Below are 16,135 nucleotides of genomic sequence, written 5' to 3' on the forward strand. Positions count from 1 at the left end.
TGCAGGGGGGACCCTGTGGGAGAGTAGGACGCCGCCGAACAATTTTTAGCCTCAACCCCCGGACCTTGTCCGGGGGTTGAGGCATTTTTGCGTTCGGCTACTTTCAGCCAATGATTGATGCGTGCATGACATCTCATGCCGGCTGTGACACGCTCCGTGGCGCACTCCGAACCCGGTCGGCTCCGGTGAGCGGCTTGGGTTCCCCCCACCCACAAGCTGTGGCAAGGAGAGCGACATGAAGTACACCCCCACCCTGACCGGCTTGGCCGCGCTGGCAATGGCGGTCGGCATCGGTGTTGTTCCCACATCGGCCCATGCGAGCGGCACCCTCGCCGGCGCGGAGGTCGACGGCGTGATCGTCGTCTCCGGGAACACCTGTAGCTGGACCGGTGCCGACGCCAGTGCGACTCCGCCGAGCGCGCTCACCGTCGACCGGTCCACGATCAACAAGCCGGGCGGGAACCTGACCTGCGCCGGCGGCATCACCGCCTCGCTCAACAACAACCCGGCCTTCACCTTCGACGACGCCGCCGGTACGGCGACGACGGACGTCATCGACCTCACGGGGAAGCAGTCGTTCGTCTCCTGCCGCTACAAGGTGACGAACATCGTCTGGAATCGGGACGGGGCCACCAGGAAGTACGTGAACACCCCCTTCACGGCCACCAAGGTCTCGGGCTCGTTCCTGTGCCCGGGTTCCTTCAGCGCCGCGGCCGGGGAGGCCTCCGTCGTGTTCCGTTGATTCGGGGCGCCACCCGTGGTCGATGGCCGGCACGGCGTGTTCGCCGTGCCGGCCATCGGTGTGTGGGGCTCTACAGGCGGCCGGCAGCCTTCAGGGCGAGGTACGCGTCGGCCAGGGCGGGGGCGAGGGTGTCGGGGGAGGCGTCGACGACCGTGACCCCGTGACGGCGGAGCTGGTCCGCGGTGCGGGAGCGCTGCGACTGCGTCTGAGTGGCCGCCGCGGCCTCGTAGACACCCTCGATGGTGCCGCGCGTCGTCGCCATGCGGGCGATGTGGGGGTCGGCGACCGAGGCGAGCAGGACCGTGTGGCGCTGGGCGAGCTGCGGCAGGACCGGGAGGAGACCCTCCTCGATCGGGGCGGTGTCGAGGCTCGTCAGAAGGACGATCAGTGAGCGGCGGGGAGCGCGTGCGAGGGCTGTCGCGGCCAGGCCGCGGGCGTCGGTCTCGACGAGTTCGGGTTCGAGCGGGGCGAGGGCGTTGACCACGGCGGGCAGGACGTCGCCGGCGGAGCGGCCCTGGACCTGGGCGCGGAGGCGCCGGTCGTAGGCCAGGAGGTCCACGCGGTCACCGGCGCGGGACGCGAGCGCCGTGAGCAGGAGTGCCGCGTCCATCGAGGCGTCGAGGCGGGGGATGTCGCCGACGCGGCCGGCCGAGGTGCGGCCGGTGTCCAGGACGATCAGGATGTGGCGGTCGCGCTCGGGGCGCCAGGTGCGTACGGCGACCGTGGTCTGGCGGGCGGTGGCCCGCCAGTCGATCGAGCGGGTGTCGTCGCCCGGGACGTACTCGCGGAGGCTGTCGAACTCCGTGCCCTCACCGCGTGTCAGGACGCTGGTGCGGCCGTCGAGTTCACGGAGCCGGGCGAGACGGGACGGCAGGTGCTTGCGGCTGGTGAAGGGGGGCAGGATGCGGACGGCCCAAGGGACGTCGTGGTTGCCCTGACGGGCTGCCAGGCCCAGGGGGCCGTAGGAGCGGACCGTGATCCGCTCGGCCCGGCGGTCGCCGCGGCGGGTCGGGCGCAGGCTCGTGGTGAGGCGACGGCGTTCGCCGGCGGGGACCGTCAGGCGGTGGCGTGAGGAGGCGTGTTCGGTGCCGGGAAGCCAGCTGCTGGGCGGCCAGGCGTCGCGGAGCTGGGCGCGGAGGGGGCGGCGGGACCGGTTGGTGACGGTGAGCTGGACGTCGGCCGCGTCACCGAGTCGAACGGATGTATCACCACTTCGGGTGAATTGGAGCGTTCGTACTGGTGCTGCCAGGAGGTAGTCGCACAGAATTGCGAGGGAGAGGGGCGCGTTCACCGCGAGCATCCCCGCCCAGCTGGGGGCGAGGAGGCCGACGGGGATCGAACCGAGTGCGGCGAGCAGCGCTGTTCGTCCGGTGAGGGCCATGGGGCGCCGTTCTCAGCGGGGGACGGGGACGTGGGCGAGGATCGAGTTGATGACGGAGTCGGGGGTGACTCCTTCCATCTCGGCCTCGGGCCGCAGGTGGATGCGATGACGCAGGGTGGGGAGAGCGAGGGCCTTCACATCGTCCGGGGTGACGTAGTCCCGGCCGGTGAGCCAGGCCCAGGCGCGGGCGGTGGAGAGCAGGGCGGTGGCGCCTCGGGGGGAGACCCCGAGCGTGAGTGAGGGGGATTCACGCGTGGCACGACAGATATCGACGACATAGCCGGCGATCTCGGCGGAGACCGAGACCTTGGCGACGGCGGCCCGGGCGGCTTCGAGCTCGGCGGGGCCTGCGACGGGGCGGACACCGGCGGCCTTCAGGTCGCGGGGGTCGAAGCCCTCCGCGTGACGGGTGAGGACCTGGATCTCGTCCGCGCGGGAGGGCAGAGGGACCGTCAGCTTCAACAGGAAGCGGTCCAGTTGTGCCTCGGGGAGGGGGTAGGTGCCCTCGTACTCGACGGGGTTCTGGGTCGCGGCCACCAGGAAGGGTTCGGGCAGGGCGCGCGGGGTGCCGTCGACCGTGACCTGACGCTCCTCCATCGCCTCCAGGAGGGAGGCCTGGGTCTTCGGGGGCGTGCGGTTGATCTCGTCGGCGAGGAGGAGATTCGTGAAGACCGGGCCGGGCTGGAAGGAGAACTCGGAGTTCCGGGTGTCGTAGACCAGAGAGCCGGTCACGTCGCTCGGCATCAGGTCGGGGGTGAACTGGACGCGCTTGGTGTCGAGTTCGAGTGCGGCGGCGAGCGAGCGGACCAGCAGGGTCTTCGCGACGCCGGGCACGCCTTCGAGGAGGACGTGTCCGCGGCAGAGCAGGGCGACGACGAGACCGGTGACGGCGGGGTCCTGGCCGACCACGGCCTTTCCGATCTCGGTGCGCAGGGCCTCCAGGGAGGCGCGGGCGCTGTCCGAGTTCGTAGCGGTCTCGGGGGTCGGGGCGCTCATGAGGTGCGTACCTCTCTTTCGAGGGCGTCGAGTTGGTCCGCCAGGCGGATGAGAGCGGCGTCGTCGGCGGGAGCCGGGCCGAAGAGGAGAGAGAGGGGGTCCGCGGTGGTCTCGGGGAGACGGGCGGAGAGTGCGGGGAGGAGACGGTCGGAGGAGTGGGCCTCCTGGACGGGGACGCCGAGCAGCGGGGCGATCCGGGTGCGGGTCGCGGTGCGCAGCACCGAGGCGGCGCGGTCGCGGGCGTTCGCCTTGCGGTAGAGGCGGGCTCGGCCCTCGGTGGCCTCGGAGGCGCGGAGGGCGACGGGGAGGCGTTCGGTCACCAGGGGGCCGAGGCGGCGGGCGCGCCAGATGGCGGCGAGCAGGGCCGCGATCGCGAGCTGGAGGGTGCCCCACAGCCAGCCGGAGGGGATGAGGGAGAGGAAGTCGCCCGTGGTGCCGTCGTCGGGTGCGTCGGCGGTGGCGGAGGCATCGGTCAGGGAGGGGAGGTACCAGACGAGATGGGGCCGGGAGCCGAGGAGTTGCAGGGCGAGCGAGGCGTTGCCCTGCTGGTCGAGACGCTTGTTGTAGAGGATGTCGGGCGAGCCGAGGAGGACGGTGTCGGTGGTGTCCCGCCCGGGGAGGCGGAGCAGGGTCGGCAGGCCGTCGGAGGGGTAGCAGGAGTCTGCGGTGGCGCCGGGAGCGGTGAGGTAGCGCTCGCCGCCGAGGTCGGCGCTGCCGGCGCGGGTGGCCTCCGCCAGGGTGCAGGACGGGGCGCGGTTCTCCACGGGGGTGCTGGTGGAGCTGGTGACTCCCGGGGCGAGCGTGTCGAGGGAGGGCCGGCCGGCGCCCACGAGGACCGTGCGGCCGGTGGAGCTCGTCATGGCCCGGCGGAGCGTGGACTGCTGGGACTGTGTCAGCAGGTCGGGTGTGGTGACCAGGAGCGTCGCGTCGGGGGTGGTCGCGGCGGCGGCCTCGTCGAGGGTGGTGACGACGGTGAGGCCGATGCCACGGCTCTTGAGGAGTTCGGCGACGGCCCGGCTGCCGTTCGGGTCGGCGGAGCGGGGGTCGAGGGAGCCGTGGGCGTCGGAGGACCGCAGCGTCGCGAGGGCCAGGCCGCCGATGAGGACCAGGGCGAGGACGAGGGCCGCGCCGCGGGCTCGGGTCCAGAGCTGGCGAGGGGAGGCGGCGGTCGACGTGGTGCTGGTGGCCGGGCGGCTCATGCGGGCGTCCCCGTGGAGGCGGTGTCGAGGGTGGGACGGGTGCGCTCTAGGGCGGTGTCCAGTTCCTCGATGCGGCGGTACGCGGGCTCGTCGGCGGTGCGGCCGCCGTATGTGACGTCGTCGAAGACGCGGACGGCGAGGCGCAGGTCGTCCGCGTGGGCGGGGAGGGAGCGGCTCGCTTCGGCGGCGGCCTCGTCCGCGGTGCGGCCGGGGCGGGGGTCGAGCAGGGCGCGTTCCTCGAGGGAGCGGACGATGGCCCGGGTGCGTTCCTGGACGGCCTGGTTCCAGCGGCCGGCGGAGGCGTGCCGGGCGGCGGCCGTGCGGTGGTCGCGGGCGGTGCGGGGGCCGTCCGCGAAGAGGGAGTCGCCGGTGGTGCCCGGTGCGCGGCGGGGGGTGCCGAGGCGCCACCAGAGGGAGGCGGCCGCGGCGATCACGAACAGGACGACCGCGACGAGGCCGATCACGCCTCCGGGCGTGGCACCCGAGGCGGCGTCGAAGAGGTCGCCGACCCACTCCCAGAAGCGGTCGAGGACGCGCTGGAGGAGGTTCGGGTCGTTCTCGTGGTACATCGGCTTGGACAGCTCCCGTTCCGCCGCCTCCTGGGCGGGGACGCGGGAGATGTCCACCGGGATGTCGTCGTCGGCGCGGAGCCGCGCCAGTGCCGTGGTCGTTCCCCCCGTGACCGTCACGGCATCAGCCTCCGACGGTCTGGGTGCCCGGCGTGGGGCCGTAGCCGGGGATGCCCGCGGCCCGTGCCAGCTCGAGGTCCAGGGCTTCGCGGCGGATGCGCTGGTCCACGTAGAGGAGGACCGTGACACCGGCCGAGATCGGGTAGGTGATCGCGCTGGTGATCACACCGCCGATGCCCGTGATGATCAGGAACGGCCAGCCGAAGGTGGTGGACGTGCCGGAGAGCATGTCGGAGAAGCCGTCTCCGTCGACCGCGATGCCGATGATGGTGAACGGGATCGCGATGATCATGGAGAAGATGAAGATCAGCAGCTGGGTGAGGAGCGTGATGCCGAAGATGCGCCACCACACCCCCCGGACCAGCTTCGCCGAGCGCTTCAGCGACGGGATCACGCCGCCGCGCTCCAGCATCAGGGCGGGGGAGGCCAGGCTGAAGCGGATCATCAGCCAGACGGCCGCCACCAGGGCGCCGAGTCCGCCGAGGAGGGTCAGGGCCACGCCTGCGGCGCCGCCGATCAGCAGACCGGGGAGCAGGCCGACCATGACGATGGCGACGCTCATCGCCGCGAGCAGCAGGGTCAGGCCGACGAGCTGGAGGAGCCGCGGCCGGGCCTCCTGCCAGGCGGCGGCGAGCGAGACCGGGCGGCCGAGGACGGCGCGGCTGATGACGACGGTCAGCAGGGCGGCGCTGACCAGGGAGGCCATCAGCGTCACGAGGAGGGCGGGGCCCAGGCCGATCAGGGAGGACTGCGCCGCGTCGAGGGACTGCTCGAGCGCTTCGGCGGGGGTGGCGTCCGGGCTCGCGGCCGGAACGTCCGGGGCGAGATACCGCTGGGCCAGTATGTCGGCGACCTGGGAGATCACCGCGACGGTGACCGTGATGGCCAGCACGGTGCGCCAGTAGGTGCGGAGGGTCTTCACCGCGCCGTCGAGGATCTCGCCCATGCCCAGGGGGCGCAGCGGGATCACTCCGGGCTTGGCGGCCGGCGGCCTGCCCCAGTGGGCGTTCGGGGGAGGAGCTCCCCAGCCCTGGCCCTGCTGGGGAGCAGGGGGCGGGGTCTGGCCGGTCGGCGGGGACCACTGGCCGGCGGGCGGCTGGTCCTTGGACCACTGAGGGGCGGAGCCGTTCGCGTCGGCCGGAGCGGCGGGCCGGGGGACCCCGGAGCCGTTCTGGTCGTCGGAGGGGGCGGATCCGGGCGAGGTCCAGCCCGGAGTGTCGTTCACGGTCGTCCACCTCGGAGGAATGGTCGCGGTGCCGGATCGGCGAACCGGCTCGGTCACGGCGGCCGACACCTGACACGGCGGCGGGCCGGGTGCCATCGTGCCACGCGGGACCCGCCCGTGGGCCGGAGCGGCCGTGACCTTCGTACCTTCGTCCGGACCTTCATTGTGCGAGCGGCAGACGGCACACTGTGCGGATACCCGATCATCTCGCGCGAACCGTGCGGTGGCGGGCCGAGCGGGGCGCGATCGACGGGATCGCGGGTCCGGGCTGGGGGAGGCGCTGTGGGGCAGGTCACGGCAGGTAACGATTGGCTAATGGGATGATGTCGATATGAAGGGACGCGTTCTTGTCGTCGACGACGACACCGCACTGGCCGAGATGCTCGGCATCGTGCTGCGGGGTGAAGGGTTCGAGCCGTCGTTCGTCGCGGACGGTGACAAGGCGCTTGCCGCATTCAGGGAGGCCAAGCCTGACCTGGTGCTGCTCGACCTGATGCTGCCCGGGAGGGACGGCATCGAGGTGTGCCGCCTGATCAGGGCCGAGTCGGGTGTGCCGATCGTCATGCTCACCGCGAAGAGCGACACGGTCGACGTGGTCGTGGGTCTGGAGTCCGGGGCCGACGACTACATCGTCAAGCCGTTCAAGCCGAAGGAGCTCGTGGCCCGTATCCGGGCGCGGCTGCGGAGGTCCGAGGAGCCGGCACCCGAGCAGCTCACCATCGGTGACCTGGTCATCGACGTGGCAGGGCACTCCGTGAAGCGGGACGGGCAGTCCATCGCCCTGACGCCGCTGGAGTTCGACCTGCTCGTCGCGCTGGCGCGCAAGCCGTGGCAGGTGTTCACCCGTGAGGTGCTCCTCGAGCAGGTCTGGGGCTACCGCCACGCGGCCGACACCCGGCTGGTGAACGTGCATGTCCAGCGGCTGCGCTCGAAGGTCGAGAAGGACCCCGAGCGGCCGGAGATCGTGGTGACCGTACGAGGCGTCGGATACAAGGCGGGACCGAGCTGACATGAGTACAGGCAGTGCTGCTCCGAAGCCCGGGGACCCGGGAGACCGTACGGGGCGGGCTGCCGGACCGGGGCGGGGGGGCTCGCGTTCCGGCCGTCCGCCGCGGGGCGGACGGCTGTTCCGGGACGGGACGCCGGGCGGACCCGTCCTCCGGCTCTTCGCGCGCTGGGTGCGCCGGCCGTTGCTGCCCGCTGTGCGGCTGTGGCGGCGCAACATCCAGCTGCGGATCGTCGCGGGCACTCTGCTGATGTCGCTCGGCGTGGTGCTGCTGCTCGGCCTGGTCGTGATCGGCCAGGTCCGCAACGGACTGCTCGACGCCAAGGAGAGGGCCGCCCAGAGCCAGGCCGCCGGCGGGTTCTCCGCCGCACAGGACCGGGCGGCGACGACCGCTTCGGCGCCCGGGCAGCAGGACGGTGCACGGGCCGGTGCCTCCGTGAACTGGCGCTCCACCCTGGTCGAGCAGCTCGCCAGTGGTGGGCAGAGCGCCTTCAACGTCGTCGCGCTCTCCCTCGACACCGGTGATGCCGCGAGCCGCGGCGCCCGTGCCTCCGGGGAGGTCGACCCGACCACCAGCATCCCCGCGGAACTGCGGCACTCGGTGGCCCAGGGCACGGACACCTTCCAGAAGTTCACCCGCATCCACTACACCAGCGGGAAGCCGTCCGAGGCGGGTCTGGTGATCGGCCAGCGGCTGAACGACGCCGAGGGCACCCAGTACGAGCTGTACTACCTCTTCCCGCTCACCCAGGAGGAGGACTCCCTCACCCTGGTCAAGGGCACCCTCGCGACCGCCGGGCTCTTCGTGATGGTGCTGCTCGGTGCCATCGCCTGGCTCATGGTGCGCCAGGTCGTCACCCCCGTGCGGATGGCCGCCGGGATCGCCGAGCGGCTCTCGGCCGGCCGCCTCCAGGAACGCATGAAGGTCACCGGCGAGGACGACATCGCCCGGTTGGGCGAGGCCTTCAACAAGATGGCCCAGAACCTCCAGCTCAAGATCCAGCAGCTGGAGGAGCTGTCGCGGATGCAGCGGCGGTTCGTCTCCGACGTCTCGCACGAGCTGCGTACGCCGCTCACCACGGTCCGGATGGCCGCCGACGTCATCCACGAGGCCCGGGTGGACTTCGACCCGATCACCGCCCGTTCCGCCGAACTCCTCGGCGACCAGCTCGACCGCTTCGAGTCGCTGCTCTCCGACCTTCTGGAGATCAGCCGCTTCGACGCGGGAGCGGCCGCCCTGGAGGCCGAGCCGATAGACCTGCGGCAGGTCGTGCGCCGGGTCATCGGCGGTGCCGAGCCCCTCGCCGAACGCAAGGGCACCCGGATCGTGGTCGTCGGCGACAAGCAGCCCGTGGTGGCCGAGGCGGACGCCCGCCGGGTCGAGCGGGTGCTGCGCAACCTCGTCGTCAACGCCGTCGAGCACGGCGAGGGCCGGGACGTGGTGGTGAAGCTGGCCGCCGCGGGCGGGGCCGTCGCCGTCGCGGTCCGCGACTACGGCGTCGGACTCAAGCCGGGCGAGGCGACCCGGGTCTTCAACCGCTTCTGGCGCGCCGACCCGGCCCGCGCGCGGACCACCGGCGGCACCGGCCTCGGCCTGTCGATCGCGGTGGAGGACGCCCGGCTGCACGGCGGCTGGCTCCAGGCCTGGGGCGAGCCCGGCGGAGGTTCGCAGTTCCGGCTCACCCTGCCGCGGACCGCGGACGAGCCGCTGCGGGGCTCCCCGATACCCCTGGAGCCCGAGGACTCGCGGCGCAACCGCGAGCAGGCGGCCGCCGGCCGCGCCCAGGACAACGCCCGCCTCACGGCGGTGCCGGTGCAGCCCGCCGGCGACCGGCCGAAGCTCCCCGTACCGCCGAGGCTGCCCGCGCCGTCGCGGGCGACCGTCGACCCGACGGCCCTGCCCGGCAACGGCGCCCGGGTCGTGGCGCGTGCGGCGGCGGAGAACGACGGTGCCGGGGCGGGGTCGGCCACGGCCGACGCACAAGGGAACGCGGAGCGGGAGGACGGGACACGTGGGCGCTGACTCCTCACAGGGGCACGCGGGGCGGGGCTTCCGAAGGGGGCACCTGGTGTGGGGCTTCCCGGGCTTCCGCACGGGCCACGCCGGTCCGGACCTCCAGCCGGGACAGGGCCCTGACCAGGTCCTGGGGCAGGGCCGCGGTGCGCGGGCGGTGGTGCTCGCCGCGTGCGGCGGGCTTCTGGTGACCGGCTGCGCGACCATGCCCGACAGCGGCGACGTCCAGCCGGTCAAGGGGGCCAACCAGGGCGACTCGCAGGTGCGGGTCTACGCGGTGGCGCCCCGGGAGAACGCGGACCCGGACGAGATCGTCGACGGCTTCCTCGAGGCCATGACCAGTGACGACCCCGGCTTCGCCACGGCCCGGAAGTACCTGACGAACCAGGCGGCGCGGAGCTGGAAGCCGGAGGAGAGCATCACCGTGCTCACCACCGCGCCGAACCGCGATCTGGCCGACCGCAACGCCGACCCCGACAACCAGGGCCGTTCCTACCCGCTCTCCGGCCGCAGGATCGCGACCGTGGACGACCGGCACGCCTACCAGCCGTACAGCCCCGCCGCGTACCTCCAGTCGATCCACGTCGTGCAGCAGCCCTCGGCCGGCGGCAAGGGCAAGGAGTGGCGCATCGACAGCCTGCCGCCGGGCCTGGTGCTCGGCGAGGCCGATTTCCTGCGCAACTACCGGTCGGTCAACAAGTACTACTTCGCCTCGGGGGAGGACTGGGTCGTCGCCGACCCGGTCTACATCCGGCAGCGCCAGGACCCCGTCACCCGGATGGACCCGGTGACGCAGACGGTCAGGGCGCTTCTCGAAGGCCCCACGGACTGGCTGAAGCCGGCCGTCGACTCCAGCTTCCCCTCCGGTACGGAGCTGCGGAAGGGCGTCACCACGCTCACGCCCGACGACCAGTCCACCCTCAAGGTGCCGCTGAACGGGAAGGCGGACCTGGTGGGCGGCGAGCCGTGCCGGCGGATGGCGGCGCAGCTGCTGTTCACGCTGCGCGACCTGACCTCCGTGAACGCCGAGCAGGTGGAGCTCCAGGGGTCGAGGGGCCAGGCGCTGTGCCGTCTGGGCAAGGGACAGGCGACCGACGAGTTCGCCCCCGTGCGGAACACGGACCGGGAAGAGAACCCGTACTTCGTCGACGAGCACCGCAAGCTGATGATGCTGGTCGGCGCGGGCAAGGAGTCCAACACTCCCCTCGAGGTGCCCGGCCCGCTCGGCAAGGGCACGCTGCGGCTCGGGTCGGTCGCCGTCGACCGGGGCGAGACGCGGGCCGCCGGGGTCGGGGAGAGCGGCCGCGAGCTGTTCGTCTCCTCCATCACCACCGAGGAGGAGGCGGCCCCGGCGATCCTGCGCAGCAAGGCCGCCAAGCCCACCGACCGGCTGTCCGCGCCCAGCTGGGACGGCCGGGGCAATCTGTGGATCGCCGACCGCGACCCCGCCGCGCCCCAGCTGTGGATGGTGCCCGGCGGCACCGGTGAGCCCGTCAAGGTGCGGACGCCGTGGCTGGCGGACGACGCGAGGATCGAGTCGCTGCGGCTCTCCGCCGACGGGGTCCGGATCGCGCTCGTGGTCACCCGGGGCGGGGACACGACCCTGCAGATCGGCCGGGTCCAGCGGCAGACGTCGGGCGACGAGCCGGTCGTCTCCGTGGACGACCTCCAGCCCGCCGCGCCCCGGATGGAGTCGGTCACGGCCGTCTCCTGGGCCGGGCCGAGCCGGCTCGTCGTGGTCGGCAAGGAGGCGGGCGGCGTCCAGCAGATCCGCTACCTCCAGACCGACGGCTCGACCTCGGCGACCTCGGTGCTCCCCGGTCTGAACGGGGTGACCTCGGTGGCGGCGCCGTACAAGGGCTCCGTGCCGCTGGTCGCGGACTCCGGCAACGACGGGATCGTGCGGCTCCTGCCGGGCACGAACTGGCAGCCCGTGGTCAAGACCGGGACCTCGCCCGTCTATCCCGGGTAGCGGGCTCCCCGGGACCTCGGACGGGTGACGGCCGACGCCGTCCGTGTCCGGGTACCTGACGTACTCCGGGGGCACCCGCGGCGGGTTTTCCACAGGGGTGGCCGAGGTGCCCGGGAAGGCGCACAGTGGAGCCATGCGGGGGTGGTGGCGCGAGATCGCCGGGCTGGTGCTGCCGGTCGCCTGCGGAGGCTGCGGCAGGCAGCGCACCGAGCTGTGCCCGTCGTGCGCGGCGGCGCTGACCGGGGCGGGGGAGGGGCCGCGCAGGGTGCGGCCGTCGCCCGAGCCTGCCGGGCTGCCGGTCGTCCATGCCGTCGCGCCGTACGCCGACGCCGTACGCGAACTGCTCATCGCCCACAAGGAACGCGGGGCGCTCGCCCTGGCCCGTCCCCTGGGCGGCGCCCTCGCCGTCGCCGTGGAGGCCGCTGCCGGGGGCACCGAGGGCCTGGCGGCGCGACCGCTGCTCCTCGTACCGGTGCCCTCCTCGCGGCGCTCCGTGCGGGCACGTGGCCACGATCCGACGCGCCGGATCGCGCTGGCCGCCGCGGCCCGGCTGCGGGGCGCCGGACGGCAGGCGCGGGTCGTGCCGGTGCTGCGGCAGCGGCGGTACGTGGCGGACCAGGCGGGTCTCGGGGCGCGCGGTCGGCTCGCGAACCTGTCCGGCGCGCTGGAGGTGGTGCCCGGCGGCGGGCGGCTGCTCCGGGCGGGAGAGGTGGTGCTCGTCGACGATCTGATGACCACGGGCGCCTCACTGGCGGAGGCGGCGCGCGCCCTCGGAGGCGTACACCTTCCGTTCATTCCTGGAATACCGCACGGCTTACCGGTCGGTTCGGCGCAGCGCGGATTAGAACAGCGGGCGGCGGCTGTGATCGCATCCTCTCCCGCTTCGTTCGAAATAAACCGGAACTCGCAAGGAACTTGGAACGTTGCAGGTGGTGAGCGGTGAAGGCACCCGAACGGAGGTATGTCGCGGTAGCGGGTGCCGACACCCGTCCGAAGGGGCTATGTTCGGTTGTGAGGAATGGCGAAAGCCATCGCCTAGCCGAATACATGGTTGCGCCTACAGGACAGGAGTTCAGGGCGAATTAACCTCTTGTCGATGGGGTGGGGATCTTGTCGACTGGGGAGGAGAGGTGAAACTCGCCAAGTCCGAGCTCCGGTAACCACCGGAGTCTGGTGCAAAGGGAGAAGCCCTGCGGCCGAGAGAGCCGACCAGGGCGATCCGGGAACGGAGTTCTGCGTGGACATCGTCGTCAAGGGCCGCAAGACCGAGGTGCCCGAGCGGTTCCGCAAGCACGTGGCCGAGAAGCTGAAGCTGGAGAAGATCCAGAAGCTCGACGGCAAGGTGATCAGCCTCGACGTCGAGGTGTCCAAGGAACACAACCCGCGGCAGGCCGACAGGTCGGACCGCGTGGAGATCACCCTCCACTCCCGAGGCCCGGTGATCCGGGCGGAAGCCGCGGCGGCGGACCCGTACGCGGCCCTCGACCTCGCCAGCGACAAGCTCGAGGCACGACTGCGCAAGCAGCACGACAAGCGGTACACCCGCCGTGGAAACGGCAGGCTTTCGGCGGCGGAGGTCGGGGACGTGGTGCCCGGCGCCGCCCAGCTCAACGGAGACGGCCAGCTCGTCGCCGACGAGTCCGACAAGGTGCCCACCACGATGATGGGCTCGATCGAAGTCCAGGGCGAAGGCCCGCTGGTGGTCCGCGAGAAGACCCACCGGGCCGCACCGATGACGCTCGACCAGGCTCTCTACGAGATGGAGCTGGTCGGACACGACTTCTACCTCTTCGTCGACTCCGACACGAAGCAGCCGAGTGTCGTCTACCGCCGGCACGCGTACGACTACGGCGTCATCCATGTGGAGAGCGACCCGCTCGCCGAGGGTGGCGGCGCCGGTGGTGCGCTCGGCGGCTGACCGCCGTCTCGCGCCCCCCACACCCCAATTGCCCCTCACGGTGCCCCTGGAGCGCCCTTCGCGCCCCCAGGGGCACCCCCGTGCGCCCGCGGATCACCCCGTTGCCGCCGGAGCATGAAAGCATGGCGTGCACGCCAACCGGTGCTCCCTGAGTAGCGGTTGGAGGACCGGAAACGAATTCAGGCCACGGCCTTCAGGGGGAGGAACGATGGCGGACAGCTTCGGGCCGGTGCTCAGCGGGCGCGAGCACGGTGGTGCGGTCCCCGAGGGATCGGAATCGGACAGCGGCTCATTCCGCAAGGAGCCGATCCGAGTCCTCGTCGTGGACGACCATGCCCTCTTCCGCCGCGGACTCGAGATCGTCCTCGCGCAGGAGGAGGACATCCAGGTCGTCGGGGAGGCCGGTGACGGGGCGGAGGCCGTCGACAAGGCGGCCGATCTGCTGCCGGACATCGTCCTGATGGACGTACGGATGCCCCGGCGCGGCGGCATCGAGGCGTGCACCTCCATCAAGGAGGTGGCCCCCAGCGCGAAGATCATCATGCTGACGATCAGCGACGAGGAGGCCGACCTCTACGACGCGATCAAGGCGGGGGCCACCGGCTACCTCCTCAAGGAGATCTCCACCGACGAGGTCGCGACGGCGATCCGCGCGGTCGCCGACGGGCAGTCGCAGATCAGCCCCTCGATGGCGTCGAAGCTCCTCACCGAGTTCAAGTCGATGATCCAGCGCACCGACGAGCGCAGGCTCGTGCCCGCGCCCCGGCTGACCGACCGCGAGCTGGAGGTCCTCAAGCTCGTCGCGACCGGGATGAACAACCGGGACATCGCCAAGGAGTTGTTCATCTCGGAGAACACGGTGAAGAACCACGTCCGGAACATCCTGGAGAAGCTGCAGCTGCACTCCCGGATGGAGGCCGTGGTCTACGCGATGCGGGAGAAGATCCTCGAGATCCGCTAGCCGGCCGGGCGCAGGGGTTCCGCTCCGCTCGCCGGCCGGCTAGCCCAGCGCCGCCACCAGGTCCTTCGCCAGGCCCGGGGTGTCCACCCGCTCCACCCTCACCGCGTCGCAGCCGACCCATTCCGCCGCCTCGCGCAGCGCCCGCGCCACCGCGGGCACGGCCTTCGGGCCGTCGAGCGTCACCTGGCGGGCGACGAGCGTCCCGCCCTCGCGCGCGGGGTCCACCCGGCCGACCAGACGGCCGCCGGCCAGGACCGGCATCGCGAAGTAGCCGTGGATCCGCTTCTGCTTCGGCACGTACGCCTCCAGGCGGTGTGTGAAGCCGAAGATCCGCTCCGTGCGGGGCCGCTCCCAGATCAACGAGTCGAACGGCGACAGCAGGGTCGTACGGTGGCGACCGCGCGGCTCCGTGGCCAGCGCCGCCGGGTCCGCCCAGGCGGGCTTCCCCCAGCCCGCCACCGTCACCGGCACCAGGCCCGCCGCCTCGACCACCGCGTCGAACTGCTCCCCCTTGAGCCGGTGGTAGTCGGCGATGTCCGCGCGCGTGCCCACGCCCAGCGCCTCACCGGCCTGCCGGACGAGCCGCCGCACGCACTCGGTGTCGTCCAGGTCGTCGTGGAGCAGCGTCTGCGGGATCGCCCGCTCCGCCAGGTCGTACACCCGCTTCCAGCCGCGCCGCTCGACCACCACCACCTCGCCGTACATCAGCGCCCGCTCGACGGCGATCTTGCCGTCCGACCAGTCCCACCACTCGCCCTTGTTCTTCGCGCCGCCCAGCTCGGTCGCCGTCCGCGGCCCCTCGGCGCGCAGCTGGTCGATCACCTTGCCGTACGCCCCGGCGGACAGCTCGTGGCCCCAGTGCGGACGGTCGCGGTAGGAGCGCCTGCGGAAGGCGAAGTGCGGCCACTCCTCGATGGGCAGCACGCAGGCCGCGTGCGACCAGTACTCGAAGGCGTGGGGTCGTGCCGGAGCCCCGCCGTCGGGCCGCGCGGTCCAGTAGGCGTCCTCGACCGCCGTACGGCCGACGGCGCCCAGGCGCGCGTACGGAATGAGCTCGTGCGAGCGGGCGAGGACGGAGATCGTGTCGAGCTGGACCTGGCCGAGCCCGCGCAGCACGCCGCGCACCCCGGCGCGGCGGTCGGGCGCACCCAGGAAGCCCTGGGCTCGCAGCGCGATCCGGCGGGCGTCGTCGGCGGACAGTTCGGCGGCGGGGCGCGGCACAGTCGTCATGGACCGCACCCTAGGCCCCGGCACTGACACTCTCCCCCGGTGGACGCGGGGGGCCGGGGCTCAGGAGGGGGCCGGCAGGTCGCGGGCCGGGAGGTAGGGCAGCGGGCTCGGAAGGCCGAAGTCGGAGGGGAGCAGGGCGGCGATCCAGCTGTCCCGGAGCGTGCCCTTGTTGGTGAGTCCGGCGCGTTGGGCTCCCTCGACGACGAAGCCGACCCGCTCGGCCACCGCGCGCGAGCCGGTGTTCCCGACCTCGGCGCGCCAGACCAGGCGGGTGCAGCCGAGGCCGGTGAAGGCCCAGTGGGCGACGGCCCGGACGGTCTCCGTCATGTAGCCGCTGCCGCGGTGCTCGCCGGCCAGCCAGTAGCCGACCTCCCAGACGCCCATGCCGCGACTGGTCAGGGAGACGGCGGCGAGCAGCGGGCCGCCGGCCAGCGGCTCGACGGCGAAGGCGTACTCGGTGTCCTCGCGCCAGCCGTCGGGCACGAGGCGGTTCAGGAAGAGTTCGGCGTCCTGCCGCGTATAGGGGTCGGGGACGACGGTCCAGCGACGGATGTCCGGGTCCTGACAGATGGCGTACACCGCGTCGGAGTCCTCGGGGACGAAGTTCCGCAGGCGCAGGCGGTCGGTGGTGAGGGTGATCGGATCCATGCCGGGATTGTGGTGAGCCGCCGGGCCGGAAGCGAACACTTTTCGGGTGGGGCGGCACCTTCCGCCCACCTCGTGCGTTCTCTTTCCGGGCGGACGTACGGCTCCGGCACTGTGGGCCTCCCTTCGCGAGGGCGGTCTCGCTTACGATGGCCGT

General features: G+C 72.4%; 14 protein-coding genes. 7 read left to right on the plus strand and 7 right to left on the minus strand.

Annotated elements, in window-relative coordinates; all coding sequences use genetic code 11:
- Positions 1-235: 235 nt before the first annotated feature.
- The gene (locus tag ACFQ79_RS08395) at positions 236-742 is read left to right on the plus strand and encodes a hypothetical protein (protein ID WP_383580261.1); all 507 of its coding nucleotides are present in this window, start codon (positions 236-238) and stop codon (positions 740-742) included.
- 70 nt (positions 743-812) lie between these two features.
- Here ACFQ79_RS08395 and ACFQ79_RS08400 read toward each other — a convergent pair whose 3' ends face one another.
- The 5 genes from ACFQ79_RS08400 to ACFQ79_RS08420 are packed head-to-tail and all read right to left on the minus strand — an operon-like array spanning position 813 to position 6,232.
- Positions 813-2,123, minus strand: a complete 1,311-nt coding sequence (locus tag ACFQ79_RS08400) for a DUF58 domain-containing protein (RefSeq protein ID WP_383580263.1) — start codon at positions 2,121-2,123, stop codon at positions 813-815.
- A gap of 12 nt (positions 2,124-2,135) precedes the next feature.
- Complete coding sequence (locus tag ACFQ79_RS08405) at positions 2,136-3,119, minus strand: AAA family ATPase (protein WP_383580265.1); 984 nt, start codon at positions 3,117-3,119, stop codon at positions 2,136-2,138.
- Complete coding sequence (locus ACFQ79_RS08410) at positions 3,116-4,318, minus strand: DUF4350 domain-containing protein (RefSeq protein WP_383580267.1); 1,203 nt, start codon at positions 4,316-4,318, stop codon at positions 3,116-3,118. Before ACFQ79_RS08410 ends, ACFQ79_RS08405 begins: the two co-directional genes overlap by 4 nt.
- On the minus strand, positions 4,315-5,007 hold the full coding sequence (locus ACFQ79_RS08415) for a DUF4129 domain-containing protein (protein WP_383580269.1): 693 nt from the start codon (positions 5,005-5,007) through the stop codon (positions 4,315-4,317). Before ACFQ79_RS08415 ends, ACFQ79_RS08410 begins: the two co-directional genes overlap by 4 nt.
- A gap of 4 nt (positions 5,008-5,011) precedes the next feature.
- Entirely contained in the window at positions 5,012-6,232 is a 1,221-nt protein-coding gene (locus ACFQ79_RS08420) for a hypothetical protein (RefSeq protein WP_383580271.1), read from the minus strand.
- Between the two features lie 331 nt (positions 6,233-6,563).
- On the opposite strand from ACFQ79_RS08420, the gene mtrA reads away from it, so the two are divergent.
- From mtrA to ACFQ79_RS08450, 6 genes are all read left to right on the plus strand, one after another.
- Complete coding sequence (mtrA, locus tag ACFQ79_RS08425) at positions 6,564-7,241, plus strand: two-component system response regulator MtrA (RefSeq protein ID WP_010356958.1); 678 nt, start codon at positions 6,564-6,566, stop codon at positions 7,239-7,241.
- A gap of 1 nt (position 7,242) precedes the next feature.
- A complete protein-coding gene (gene mtrB, locus ACFQ79_RS08430) occupies positions 7,243-9,261 on the plus strand; it encodes an MtrAB system histidine kinase MtrB (RefSeq protein ID WP_383580273.1) in 2,019 nt (672 codons plus the stop codon).
- 196 nt (positions 9,262-9,457) lie between these two features.
- Positions 9,458-11,224, plus strand: a complete 1,767-nt coding sequence (locus ACFQ79_RS08435) for an LpqB family beta-propeller domain-containing protein (protein WP_383580442.1) — start codon at positions 9,458-9,460, stop codon at positions 11,222-11,224.
- 133 nt (positions 11,225-11,357) lie between these two features.
- Complete coding sequence (locus ACFQ79_RS08440; protein WP_383580276.1) at positions 11,358-12,167, plus strand: ComF family protein; 810 nt, start codon at positions 11,358-11,360, stop codon at positions 12,165-12,167.
- Between the two features lie 294 nt (positions 12,168-12,461).
- Positions 12,462-13,142, plus strand: coding sequence for a ribosome hibernation-promoting factor, HPF/YfiA family (gene hpf / locus ACFQ79_RS08445; protein ID WP_055603779.1), 681 nt, complete (start codon positions 12,462-12,464; stop codon positions 13,140-13,142).
- A gap of 208 nt (positions 13,143-13,350) precedes the next feature.
- A complete protein-coding gene (locus tag ACFQ79_RS08450) occupies positions 13,351-14,103 on the plus strand; it encodes a response regulator transcription factor (protein ID WP_266966394.1) in 753 nt (250 codons plus the stop codon).
- 39 nt (positions 14,104-14,142) lie between these two features.
- Here the strand turns inward: ACFQ79_RS08450 and ACFQ79_RS08455 are convergent, their stop codons facing one another.
- Positions 14,143-15,333, minus strand: coding sequence for a winged helix-turn-helix domain-containing protein (locus ACFQ79_RS08455; protein WP_383580278.1), 1,191 nt, complete (start codon positions 15,331-15,333; stop codon positions 14,143-14,145).
- A 60-nt stretch (positions 15,334-15,393) separates the two neighbouring features.
- A complete protein-coding gene (locus ACFQ79_RS08460) occupies positions 15,394-15,981 on the minus strand; it encodes a GNAT family N-acetyltransferase (protein WP_383580281.1) in 588 nt (195 codons plus the stop codon).
- Positions 15,982-16,135 lie beyond the last annotated feature (154 nt).

Origin of the sequence: Streptomyces sp. NPDC056480 (genome assembly GCF_042795405.1) — a bacterium.
Lineage (GTDB): Bacteria > Actinomycetota > Actinomycetes > Streptomycetales > Streptomycetaceae > Streptomyces.